Origin of the sequence: Limosilactobacillus caviae, from assembly GCF_014635905.1 — a bacterium.
Lineage (GTDB): Bacteria > Bacillota > Bacilli > Lactobacillales > Lactobacillaceae > Limosilactobacillus > Limosilactobacillus caviae.
Genome location: NZ_BMDS01000001.1, coordinates 121196 through 134283, shown reverse-complemented (window position 1 = coordinate 134283; position 13088 = coordinate 121196). Strand labels below are relative to the sequence as shown.

Genomic DNA, 13088 nt, shown 5'->3' with positions numbered 1-13088 from the left:
TTGACCACCAAAGTGGTGCGGAGCTTTTATTAATCAACTTTTACAAAACCGTCTTGAATAATTTTTGTACCATAAATTAAAGTATTCTCAACAGGACACTTAGCAGCAACATCAGCAAGAAATTTCTTGATGTCTTCATCGGATTCACTGCTTCTTAGGTGCGGTTGGTAGTGAATTTCAGTAAACTTGCGGACATTCTTGCCGTCAGTAACATCTTCACGATCAAGGTTACCTTCAATTGTTACCCAAAAGGCTTGTAAGTCAAAGTTGCGTTTATTGGCTAGTGCGTGGGCGGTAATTGCTTGGCAGGCCCCAAATGAAGTTAAGAGAATTTCTACTGGATTCATCCCTGTATTAGTGCTTCCCGGTTCATCAAAAGTAATCTCAAAACCGCGTGTACCAGCTGATACCTGCATCCCCGTTGTCGTTTTAGTAGCAGTTACTTTATACTTTGTCATCGATAGGCCCTCCTCATGTTGTTACTCATAGTTTACTTTTTCACCTATTATAGTTCAAATTAATTGCTTAGTACGAACACCCGCCAAATACACTGAAATGGCGCAATGATTGCATGATATTTCAGAGATGACGGGTGTTATTTTTTATAATTTGATTTCGTGTGAGGACTGTTTTCCGTTGAGAATAGCAAGAGTATCGTCAAGTGAAAAGTCAACCATGTTTTGTACAGCGAGGTTAGTAAAGAAGGCGATATGAGGAGTAAGGATTACATTGTTCATGGCATGTAATTCTTTAACGAGTGGCTGATCATCAAGTCCTTTTTCACGGCGGTCAGCAGCAGCAACAGTTTCCTCGCCTTCAAAAGTATCAAGGGCAGCAGCGGCAATCGTTCCGTTCTTTAATGCATCAACGAGGTCTGCGGTATTAACAACCGGGCCACGACTAGCATTCACTAGTCCAGCGGTTGGTTTCATTAGGGCAAAATCTTTAGTAGTAAGTAGTCCTTTTGAGGTCGGGTTTAAGTCAACATGCAGACTTACGACATCTGCACGTTTTAGCAGTTCATCTTTAGAAACGAATTGTACAATCCCATCTAAATCAGTTCGTGGGTTTGTGTCATACCCAAGTACGGTTGCGCCGAGTGCTTTTAATAATTTTGCAAGGGTTCCACCGATTCGTCCGACACCAATAATGCCAATTGTAGCGGTATGAATTTCAACTGATTGTTCGTCGCTAAACCAACGATAATCATTCTGTGCGACTTGATGGTCGAACCGGTAAGATTTCCGTAGTAACCGAAAAATCTGCATCAACGCAAATTCAGCGACACTCCGCGGTGAGTAGGCTGGAACATTAGTCACTGTTAAACCATTGGCATTGGCTTTCTTGATATTGATCATGTCAAAACCGGCAGTCCGTGTGGCGATTTGTTTGAGACCATTTGCACGGAGTTTAGCGTAGATATCTTCGGGGAGTCTGCTACGTTGTTGGATTACTAATCCATCGACATCGGTAGTGAGGTCAACAGCCTCATCGATCAATTTCGGTGTTGTAATGATTTCAATATTATTTTTCTGTGCGTAATCCTTAATGGCAGCTTGCTCATCATCCCGCACACTTGTCATTAAAATTTTAGTCATTTTAGTCCTCCTTATTAATGAACTCAGCGATATTAGTCATTGCCTGCTTTAATGTGTCCATGCTAGTAGCGTAACTAATACGAACATAACCTTGCCCGCCAGCACCAAAGAAAGAACCGGGAATTACAGCAACTTTTCCCTGATTGGCGAGGTCGGTAGCAAATTTTAGATCATTATTGCCAAATTGAGCGGGAATCTTAGCGAAAATGTAAAAGGCTCCATTTGGCGTAGTAATATCAAAACCAAGTTGCTTTAACGCATCAACGACAAAATCTCGGCGCTGCTTGTATGCTTCTTTCATTTTAAGAGTGGCCTCTTTCCCTGCATCAGTACCAAAAGCGGCAACAGCGGCGGCCATGGCAGGATCAGATGCGGCTGTAACCATCATAGCGTGGATTGCACTAACTGGCTTCATTAATTCTTTTGGCCCCGCGATGAAGCCGATTCGGTAGCCTGTCATGGCGTGTGACTTTGAAGCGCCATTTAAGATAAGAGTTTGACCGGGAATAAAGCTGGCGATTGAAGTGTGAGGACCGTCGTATACCAGTTCAGAGTAAATTTCATCAGCAATAACCACTAAATTAGTTGCTTTAATTGCTTCTGCCAGAGCCTGTACTTGCGCCTTGGTATAAGTTACACCAGTTGGGTTTGAAGGGTAGTTTAGGATCAGCCCCTTAGCATTTGGATGTTTATCAAGAACATTTTGGAGCTTAGCAGGTGTAAGAATAAAGTTATCAGCACTAGTATCAATTTCGACAGGGGTCCCGCCTAAAATCTTAGTAACTACCATGTAGAGCGGAAATGTTGGTGTTGCGACCAGAATGTCATCTCCTGGATTAATGATTGCAGAAAGAGAAGCGTAGATACCTTCCGTTGCACCAACAGTCACAGCAATTTCATTTTCAGGATCATAATTAAGCTGATAACGATCCTGCATGAAATAAGCAATCGCTTGCCGAAGATCTAAAGTCCCATTGCCAGGAGCGTAATGCGAATCGTTGTCATTAATACTATTAATGGCGGCTTGCTTCATTGCGTCTGGAACATTAAAGTCGGGTTCGCCAAGGGTTAATTTAATGATTCCGGGAATTGAACTGGCTTGATAGTCAAATTCACGAATTCCGCCGGGAGTAAGTTTAGCAAAATTATTGTTAAGACGATTAAGAATTCCTTTTTTAGTAGCTGGCATTGCCAATTCCTCCTATATAATATGTAAGTTTACAAAATAAAGGAGCCTTGAATGCTATAGAATATAACATCCAAGGCTCCTTGATCAGATTGGAATGAGTATAAAAGGGGCTCTCAGATGTTTGGGGCTCATCCGAGAACGCCACAATGATAAAATCACTGCTGGTTAGCGGATGGTAATTTCGCTAAACCAGAAGGCATACGCTTGATGTAAGTGAAGTGTCGCAGTGATCATCATTATGTCCTCCTTTGATTAACTGATTACTAATAATTCTAATCGTTTTTTAATATTTGTCAATGATAAATTGAGAAATTTTATTAATATAAAAGCGTCCATTGACTACAAATGTAAATATAATAAGGATACTAAAAATTAATAGTTATTAATTCAATCTTAATCAATCGTTATATTTATATTATACAAATTTTTTTATTATTTTTCGGTTATTTTTATTGTTTTACTCCACAAATGTGATATAATATTAATCGTAAAGGAAGTGGGTAGCAATGCGGATCGACATCAAACATTATTTGGAAGTTAACCACTTGACGATTTATCAAGTTTCCAAACGTTCCGGTTACGGATACACGACTTTACACAAATCGTTTAACAAACCACAGTCTAGTTCGACCTCGCTAAACCTACGTGATCTCGATGCCTTGGCGCAAGCTCAGGATAAGAGTATGTGGGAGGTCCTTAAAGAACTAGAAGAGCATTATCTCGAATAAGATTGTGGCGTTGCTGTAGCCACAGGAGATCAGATGCGTTAACTTCTGACTCTCGGAATATTTAGACTACGAAACTTAGAAAATAAAATAATTATATTTAATTGAGGAGGGATTGCATATGGCTCAAAACCCAATGAATCCATTTGACAACGACATGAATGACATCTTCAACCAATTAATGGGTGGCATGAATGGTTTCAATTCTGATAATCGGCGTTACCTAATTAATGGTCGTGAAGTAACACCAGAAGAATTTGCTGAATATCGTAGAACTGGTCAATTGCCTGGCGGTGCAAATCCTCAACAAGGTCAACCAGGCCCTCAACCTAATGAAGGTAAGGACAGTATCTTACACAAATTAGGCCGTAATTTAACAGAAGAAGCTCGGCAACATGAACTTGATCCAGTTATCGGGCGGAACAAAGAAATTCAAGAAACTGCTGAAATTTTAAGCCGTCGTACTAAGAACAACCCTGTATTAGTCGGGGATGCTGGTGTTGGTAAGACAGCTGTTGTTGAAGGACTAGCACAAGCAATTGTTTCTGGCGATGTACCAGCTGCTATTAAGGATAAGGAAATTATTAGTATTGATATTTCTGGCCTTGAAGCAGGTACTCAATATCGTGGTAGTTTTGAAGAAAACATGCAAAAATTAGTTGATGAAGTCAAGAAGGCAGGGAACATTATCCTCTTCTTCGATGAAATTCACCAAATTATTGGTGCTGGTTCAACTGGTGACGCTAGCGGTTCTAAGGGTATGTCTGACATTATTAAGCCAGCATTATCTCGTGGTGAACTAACAGTTATCGGTGCTACTACACAAGACGAATACCGTAATACAATTATGAAGGATGCAGCATTGGCACGGCGGTTCAATTCTGTTACTGTTAATGCTCCAAGCAAGGCTGATACGGTTGCTATCCTTAAAGGCATTCGTGACTTATACGAACGTCACCACAATGTAAAATTACCAGATGACGTTCTTCAAGCAGCTGTTGATTACTCTGTTCAATACATGCCACAACGCGCATTACCTGACAAGGCAATTGATTTAATTGATATGACTGCTGCTCACCTTGCAGCAAAGCACCCTGCACGGGACGCTAAGGCAATTGAAAAGGACATCGAAGCAGAAGAAAAGAAGCAAAAGGCTGCTGCTAAGAAAGAAGACTACAAGACAGCTCAAGAAGCCAAGGAAAAGATTGCTGATTTGAAGAAGCAATTGAGTGAAAACTCTGAATCTGACAAGGTTACTGCTACTCCAGAAGACGTTGCTAAGGCAGTTGAACAAATGACTGGTATTCCAGTTTCTAAGATTGGTGCTAGTGACGTTGAACGTTTGAAGGACATGGACAAGCGGCTTGAAGGCAAAGTTATCGGTCAAGATAAAGCCGTGGAAGCAGTTGCTCGTGCCATTCGCCGTAATCGTGCTGGATTTGACGAAGGCGACTCACCAATTGGCAGCTTCCTCTTTGTTGGACCTACTGGTGTTGGTAAGACCGAACTTGCTAAACAATTAGCACTTGATATGTTTGGTAGCAAGGACGACATTATTCGGTTGGATATGTCCGAATACTCTGACCGGACAGCCGTATCTAAGATGATTGGTGCTACTGCCGGGTACGTTGGTTATGAAGACAATGGTAATACCTTAACTGAAAAAGTTCGTCGTCACCCTTACTCAATCATCCTCTTAGATGAAATTGAAAAGGCAAACCCACAAGTTATTACGCTCTTGCTTCAAGTTCTTGATGATGGTCGCTTAACTGATGGCCAAGGTAACACAATTGATTTCAAGAACACTGTTATCATTGCAACATCAAACGCTGGATACTCTAACGATGCTCCAGTTAAGATGGGGAATAATGAGGATGAAGAAGACTTAATCAAGAAATTGACTAATTACTTCCGTCCAGAATTCTTGAACCGGTTCAACGCAATTGTTGAATTTCACAGCTTAACTAAGGAAGACTTGAAGAAGATTGTTGACTTGATGCTTGCAGAAGTTAACCGGACATTGGCTAAGAAGGGCATGGATGTTAAGGTAACTGACGCTGCAAAGCAATACCTTATTGATGAAGGTTACGATGAAGCTATGGGTGCTCGTCCGCTTCGTCGGGTTATTGAACGTGAAATTCGTGATAAGGTAACTGACTACTACCTTGATCACCTTGACGTAAAGCACCTGGTAGCCGAAATGAAGGATGGCAAGTTAGTTATCGTTGATGCTAAGGATGCAGAAAAAGACGATAGTAAAGAATACACTTCTCCATCTGAAGAAAAAGATGAAAAGAAGGAAGAAGACAAGAAGTCTGACGAAGATAAGAAAGATGAAAAGTAATTTTCCTTCTTAATAGTAACTAGAAAAGCACAAATTAACTCAAAGGGGTTAGTTTGTGCTTTTTTGTCGTTTAAAGTTTGTTTTCTTCTATAGTATAGCGATGAATGGTATTCCAATCTAAATTGAACCCAAGACCGGGAGAAACGGGGACTTTTAATCTCCCATTGTTTAAGCTAATTAGGGGGTTGATAATATCATGAGCAAAGTAACGCTGGGAGGCGGAAATATCATTTGGAAGGGTATAGCCGGGGAGTGAGGCGGCAGCAATATCAGCAGCTCGAGCAACTCCAGAGCCGAGCATTCCCCCGCACCAACAATCTATATGATAGTTTTGCGCAAATGCCTGAATCTCTTTTGCATTGGTCAAGCCGCCAACCTTACTAACTTTAATGTTAATTATTTGTCCACTGCCGAGTTGGTACATTGCTTGCGCATCAGCGAGACTATTAATACTTTCATCTAAGCAAATAGGGGTAGTTAGCTGTTGTTGTAAGCGTGCGTGATGGAGCAGGTCATCGCTTTCTAATGGTTGCTCGATCATTAGTAACCCTAGTTCATCAAGTTGTTTTAGGCGGTCAGCGTCCTTTAATTGATAGGCAGAATTAGCATCGGCCATTAACATGAGCTGTGGAAATGCATTTCGGACTGCTTTGAGATATTGATAGTCGGCTTCTGGCTTGATTTTAACCTTGACTCGCTGGTAACCGGCTTTAACTGCTTGCTGAACCTTTTGCACTAATATTGCAGGTGAGGGTTGGATTCCGATACTAATGCCTGCTAATACTTCTTTTTTATTGCCACCGATTACTTTTGCGAGTGATTGGTGTTTTCTTTTGGCATACAGGTCCCACATTGCAGTATCAATAGCAGCTTTAGCCATATTATTTCTTTTAATTGTACGGAAGGCCTTGGTTAATTGTACAGGTGTAGTGATTTCTTGATTGAGTAATGTCGGAATAAGAACATCTTTTAGCAAGAGGTAGGCACTATCCCTGAATTCCTCAGTATAAAAAGGGACACTAAATGCGGAACATTCGCCGTAACCAGTGAAACCGTCCTCGTCTTGAAGAGCAACCAGGATGAAGTCCTTTGTTTTTATTTGACCAAAACTGGTCCTAAAAATTGATTGGAGGGGTAAATTAATCTTATAGAGACTTGCAGACGTGACTCTCATTTAAAGTCAACTCCTTAATATAGTCTTTTGCTTTTAGTTTGGGGTAAATAGGCAGAATTGTAAATGATAATATGCATAAAACGAACGAAAATAAGCGCTGATTTTTAACCGTAAAATGCTCAAAAATCATCAAAAATAGGCGAAAATGAAGCAAAAATCAGCTTAAATCTAGCGTTGACTTATCAGCACATTTATTCATTTGGTGGAAGACAATTCAATTGATAGGTTCTTATGAATTGTAAGTTGGGTAAATGCCGATATATCAAGACTTTGTGAGGTTACCACTTGTTAAATAATGAGCTAAAATTATAAAAAGTTCAGTAGGAATAACTGTTGCTTTAACCGTCAAATGTCTTTATATAAGACAAAAACAAAGAAGTGTAAAATCAAAATTTGGTGATTTTTAGGTACTTTTAGCAGTAAATAAAAGGTGATTTAGTAACCTATAATTATCACTGGAACGGTTTTAAAGTTTTTAAACTTTTTTTTGATTCTAAATGTTATTTAGGAAACAAGAATTTGGTTTTCCAATAACTTTATTTCACTAATCGTGTAATTAGTTTACAAACATTGAAATGACGGGATTTTTGCTATAAACAAAAATTTGTTCATGCGATTAATGAACAGCAATTTAGCTTATAAGTATGGATACTTAACAGGTGAATAGTCAAAATGCAAAAACGATCGTTTGAAAAATTCGAGCGCTTGTAATCCCTGAAAACCTTGATATAGTAGGAACTGTTAAGTCGTTAAGCAATAAACCTTGCATGAATAATTTATTTTCTTTTGAATATTTTTTCATAAACGGGGGTTTATTAAAATGAGAAATTCGAATACAAATAATTGGCGTTCAACAGCTTTGGTTGCGGGGGCAATCTTAACTGCAGGTGTCGTTACCACCACTACAACGACGAATGCACACGCCGATGATAGTCAAAATAATGCACAAGTAAGTACTAACCAAGTTACTTACGATCAAGTTAAGGCAACAGCTGAACAGCAACTCGCACAATTGCAATCAGCTAATGATAGTAAAGAAGCTCAACAAGCCACGGCTAACGAGCAATCAAATGCTGCGGATCTCGCACAGACCAATGCACAAATTGATCAATTAAAAGCTAGTCATGCTGCCTTAGAACAACAACAAGCTGGTGCTATTGCACAGGCACAAGCTTCAACTGCCGCTTCCATTGAAGCACAAACTTCAGCTGCTAATGCTGAATATCAACAACAAATCAGCGCACAACAACAAAACGAAGCCACTCAACGTGCAGCAAATGACCAACGGTACGCACAAGCTGTTAGTCAAGCTGCTGCAAATCAACAAGTTGTTTCTGATATTGAAGCACAATACCAGAAATCAGTAAATGAAGCAGCCAGCGCTCAAACAAGCCAAAACCAAGCTGCTACAGATGATTACAACACAGCTGTTGCTAAGGAAAACAATGCTTACCAAGGTAAGGTTTCCGCTCAACAAGCTACCAACGCAGAAAACATCAAGAATGCGGAAGCTTCTCTTGCTACCGCAACTGCTAATGCTAGCAAGTCTTATGATGTAGCAACAACTAATAATGTAGTTGTTAATGGTCGTGTTACTAAGCCACAACTCAATGTTGAAGTACCTGATTACGTAAAGAACTATGGAATTCACCTAGAAGTTCGTGGATATAATGATGGTATTCCTGTATCTGCCTATACTCATCCTGAATTTGCTAACACTTATTATGGCGAATACCCAGATAGTTCAATTATTACAAATCAGGCTGCCGAATCAACTCCACATGATATTTCAGAAATGCCATTAGACTTCCAACCAGGTCTATTAAGCTATGATGCTAATAATGATCACTCTGAAAAAGTTTCTGCAAATGGATTAACAGCTAACCAAATTCAAGTATTACGGGCATTAGCTCTTTCATGGGAAAATGGTTTCCGTAACAATGTTTTCCAAAACTATCGTGAATTTTATAACGCAGTAAACAAGAATAATGGCTTTGCAAATGTTGCTCCACTTGACTTAGTAAGTACTGATCTTACTGACAAGATTGCTGATCAAGTAGCTGCTAACCGGGCAAAGTACAATGTTGATAATAACAGTCATACTATTCAACAAAGCGGTATGCCTAAAGATGCTACATATAGCAGTATTATCAATAACGTAACTGGCAACTTATACAATAGTTTAGCAAGCGAATTTAGTGGCAAGATAGTTTACAGTGACACTAATGAAAACTTAACTACTATGCAAGCTGGTACACCTACACTTCTTAATTATGCTATTAATCTCTTCAATTCAATGCAAGGTATGTACTATGGTGAATTAGTAAATCCAACCCATATTGGTGGACACGCAAACAACCTTCTTCGTGCTGGTGTTCGTGCCGTTGGAATTGGCTTCCAAAAGCTAACTGACGAAATGGCCATCAAGGATGGTTCAGGGGTTTCTGATCGTAGTAATCCTTCATATGCTGTAACGTTTGATCACACTGGATTTAACATTAATCATGAGGTTAACGCCACTAAGGAAGTTCTGAACCGCAATATTTGGGGTACTTCAACTGTTGACGCACAATTGAATGCTATCAAGTCAGCTCAACACCACGTTGACAAAGTAGCAGGTACAAAGACAGTTACACCAAGTGCTGAAGATATTCAAAAAGCTACTGCTAATGAACAACAGAACTTAGCTAATGTTAAGGCTCAAGCACAAAAGGCTCTGGATGGTTTAGCTGGTACACACCAAGCTAACTTAGCTAAGCTTGAACAACAATACAATGGTGCTAAGGCACAAGTAAAGGCTAATTACGATGCTGCTGTTGCTAAGGCTGCTAGCGTTCGTGATGATGCTCTTAAGGCTAATGGCGCTGTTGATCTTCAAGCTTACAAGGCTCAATTAGATAATGCTTACCAAAGCTTAGTAAAGGCTGATCAAGTAGCTGCTCAAAAGTTTGCTGCTGATCGCGATGCTAAGATTGCTAATGCAAAGACAACTGAAAATGAAAAACTTGCTGCCAAGGTTGCAGAATTAGTACCAAGTATCGAACCACAAATTCAACAATTACAAGCACAACACCAAGCAGTTGTTGCTCATGGTAATGAAGTACTTAATGCATTGAAAGCTGAAAACAAGGCTGCTTACGATAAGCTTGAAGAAGAATTTAATGTTCGATTAGCTACAATTCAACAAAATGAAGCAGCTAAGAAGGCTAGTGAAGTTCGTTTAGGCGATAATAAAGTTATTCTTCCTTCAACACCAGTAGCTAATAACAGTAAGGTTGCTACTGTTGCATTCCCAGCAGCCACTAACCGTACTCAAGCACAAAACGCTGGTCGTGTTCAAACTGTTTCAGCTCCATCAATTGTACGGACAGCTACTCAAACACCAGTAGCTCCTGCTCCGGTTGTTGCAACAGTTACTGGAAACGCTGTTAATGGTAATGCAGTTCAAGCACCAGTTGTATCACAAACAGCTGCAGTTACTGCAACTACTAATAATGGAACTTTTGCAACAAATAATGGTGCTCAAATGCCAGTTGCTGTTACCGCTAATAAAGCCACTAAGACGGATAACAGTAAGAAGTCAGCTACAAAGGCTGATGTAACTGTTGCTAAGAAGAGTGAATCATCACAAAAAGTAAATCAATCTTCTATGTCAATTGTTGCTTTAGCCGCCACTGCATTACTCGGTACCCTTGGTATCACTTACAGCTCAAAGAAGCGCCACAACTAATCCAAAACGGTAAAATAAATAAAAAAGAGATTGGAACTTTCACCAATCTCTTTTTTGAGTTTAAAGGTTATCAATAAGTGGTTGCATAAAGTTGTTATTGATTCGCGTGAACTTATGGTGAGATCCAATATTTAATTCATAGGCTAATCGTTCTGGATCATTTTTCTCATTAACCATAATAATTCCTCGCTTTTGGAAATTAAAACTTTTAATGATGTGCTGCATTGCTTTATTGCTTTTATGAGTATCAATCCGAAAGTTTTTAATTCCTTGCATTAGACCAACTGTAAGAAGATTTGAAAAGAGGAGCCTGCTCAAACCCTGTCCACGGTATGCATCACTTATAGCAACACGATGAATTGTGGCATAAGGTTCGTTAGGCTGACTCCACTGACCATGGGTAATTACTTGATAGGTTGGCTCAGGTGTTAGTTGTAAGGTGGCTGTTGCGGTAATATTATCTCCGTTAACTAAGACCCAGTTAGTTTGCATTGCAACATCTTTAGCAAAAACTTCGCGATTTGGGTATCCGTCTTGCCACTGAGGACTGTTATTTTGCTTTAAAAATGCTTTTGCGCTATCAATTATTTGCATGACTGCATCTAAGTCTTGAACTTGTGTACGTCGTAAATATAATTCTGCCAATTTAGTGACCTCCTCTGCTTAAATAATGTTTCTATTGTACAGCAATTAGTGATCAGGTTAGAAAATTAATTAAGATTATATTTCAGAAAATAAGAGTTTGCGTTAGAATGAAAAGCAATGATATGAATGGGGGATAAGCAATGGCAATAACATGGACAATTATTATGTGGAGTTTGCTACTGGTTATTCTCGTAAATGAAATTGCTGCAATATATACCGTCTTTCGTGAAAAGCGTGATATTGCGGCGACGTGGGCGTGGTTATTAGTGCTAACGCTGATACCCGGCTTTGGTTTTATTTTATATGCGTTTTTTGGACGTAAACTACCTCATAAACAATTGGAGCGAATTAAATCACAAACGCAATTGAAACTACGACAGGCTTTGGAAGAACAAAAACAGCAATTTATCAATATGCCGAAACCCAAAGATCAAACCGTTCAAATCTATCGGCGAACAATTATGCTTTTTCAAAGTATCGATGCTTCATTTTTGACTCGCCATAATAACGTCAGCATTTTTACTGAAGGGAATGCTTTGTTTAAGAAATTGTTTGATGATATTGCAGCTGCGAAAAAGAGCATTCATGTTGAATTCTATACAATATACAATGATGAGATTGGTAACGAGCTACGGACATTGTTAGAACAGAAAGCAGCTGAAGGCGTTGAAGTGCGGGTCCTTTATGATTCGTGGGGGTCAATGGGCGTTTGGCCTAGCTTTTATGATCATCTTCGTGAAGTGGGCGGTTATGCGGCACCATTTTTGATGTCTCGCAGTAACTTTTTTGATTTTCGGATAAACTATCGTGACCACCGTAAAATTGTTGTTATCGATGGAGAAATTGGCTATATTGGCGGTTTTAACATTGGTGACCAGTATCTAGGACGGGTTCCTAAATTTGGCCCGTGGCGTGATACTCATTTACGGATTATTGGTGGCGGGGTATATGGCCTCCAGCGACGGTTTATTGGTGATTGGAACGCCTCAATGAAAAAGGATGAAGACAAGATCTTTCACTACCATCCTTACTTTCGGCCAATTAAGGTTCACGGAAATGTTGCGTTGCAAACAGTTGCTAGTGGTCCTGAAGCGCCGTTAGAAAAAATTAAAATGGGGTATTTGCGACTGATTAACGCGGCCCAGGATCACATTTGGATTCAAACACCTTACCTCATTCCTGACGATAGTATTCTTGATGCATTGCGGGTGGCAGCTCATTCTGGAATCGATGTACGGATAATGATTCCGTCAATGCCTGACCATGCTTTTGTTTATCGGGCAACCCAGTATTATGCTCGTGACCTTGCTAACCATGGTGTTACTATCTATTACTATCAGCAGGGGTTCTTACATGCTAAGACAATGATGATTGATGGTCGAATGGCCTCAGTTGGCTCAGCAAACCTTGATTTTCGTAGTTTTAAATTAAACTTTGAAGTTAACGCCTTTATCTACAGTCAGGATACTGTTGATGAGTTAGAAATGATATTTGTTAATGACATTCGAAATAGTCGCGTAATTACACCTGAAATGTTTGCTAATCAACCGCGCTGGTTAAGGATTAAACAAACTATTTCAAGGTTGCTTTCGCCAATTTTATAAAGGGGAGTAGAAGGAAAATCCTTACTACTCTTTTTTTTAATATAGAGAATATACGTTCGCTTTTATGATAAAATAATAG

At 39.5% G+C, this 13088-nt stretch carries 9 protein-coding genes; 4 read left to right on the top strand and 5 right to left on the bottom strand.

Features of this window, described 5'->3' with window-relative positions; genetic code table 11:
- Window positions 1–29 precede the first annotated feature (29 nt).
- From IEU90_RS00320 to IEU90_RS00310, 3 genes are all read right to left on the bottom strand, one after another.
- Window positions 30–458, bottom strand: a complete 429-nt coding sequence (locus IEU90_RS00320) for an OsmC family protein (RefSeq protein ID WP_153709454.1) — start codon at window positions 456–458, stop codon at window positions 30–32.
- Window positions 459–602: 144 nt separating this feature from the next.
- Window positions 603–1598, bottom strand: coding sequence for a D-2-hydroxyacid dehydrogenase (locus tag IEU90_RS00315; protein WP_188357569.1), 996 nt, complete (start codon window positions 1596–1598; stop codon window positions 603–605).
- 1 nt (window position 1599) lies between these two features.
- The gene (locus IEU90_RS00310; RefSeq protein WP_188357568.1) at window positions 1600–2787 is read right to left on the bottom strand and encodes an aminotransferase class I/II-fold pyridoxal phosphate-dependent enzyme; all 1188 of its coding nucleotides are present in this window, start codon (window positions 2785–2787) and stop codon (window positions 1600–1602) included.
- A 506-nt stretch (window positions 2788–3293) separates the two neighbouring features.
- On the opposite strand from IEU90_RS00310, the gene IEU90_RS00305 reads away from it, so the two are divergent.
- Both IEU90_RS00305 and IEU90_RS00300 read left to right on the top strand, forming a co-directional pair.
- A complete protein-coding gene (locus tag IEU90_RS00305) occupies window positions 3294–3515 on the top strand; it encodes a transcriptional regulator (RefSeq protein ID WP_153709457.1) in 222 nt (73 codons plus the stop codon).
- 118 nt (window positions 3516–3633) lie between these two features.
- Entirely contained in the window at window positions 3634–5856 is a 2223-nt protein-coding gene (locus IEU90_RS00300; RefSeq protein WP_153709458.1) for an ATP-dependent Clp protease ATP-binding subunit, read from the top strand.
- A 70-nt stretch (window positions 5857–5926) separates the two neighbouring features.
- Here the strand turns inward: IEU90_RS00300 and menC are convergent, their stop codons facing one another.
- Complete coding sequence (gene menC, locus IEU90_RS00295; RefSeq protein WP_188357567.1) at window positions 5927–7030, bottom strand: o-succinylbenzoate synthase; 1104 nt, start codon at window positions 7028–7030, stop codon at window positions 5927–5929.
- Between the two features lie 820 nt (window positions 7031–7850).
- On the opposite strand from menC, the gene IEU90_RS00290 reads away from it, so the two are divergent.
- A complete protein-coding gene (locus IEU90_RS00290; protein WP_188357566.1) occupies window positions 7851–10760 on the top strand; it encodes an HlyD family secretion protein in 2910 nt (969 codons plus the stop codon).
- 60 nt (window positions 10761–10820) lie between these two features.
- Here the strand turns inward: IEU90_RS00290 and IEU90_RS00285 are convergent, their stop codons facing one another.
- On the bottom strand, window positions 10821–11405 hold the full coding sequence (locus tag IEU90_RS00285; RefSeq protein WP_153709461.1) for a GNAT family N-acetyltransferase: 585 nt from the start codon (window positions 11403–11405) through the stop codon (window positions 10821–10823).
- A 140-nt stretch (window positions 11406–11545) separates the two neighbouring features.
- On the opposite strand from IEU90_RS00285, the gene cls reads away from it, so the two are divergent.
- Window positions 11546–13009, top strand: coding sequence for a cardiolipin synthase (gene cls, locus IEU90_RS00280; protein WP_153709462.1), 1464 nt, complete (start codon window positions 11546–11548; stop codon window positions 13007–13009).
- The last annotated feature ends 79 nt before the right edge of the window (window positions 13010–13088 follow it).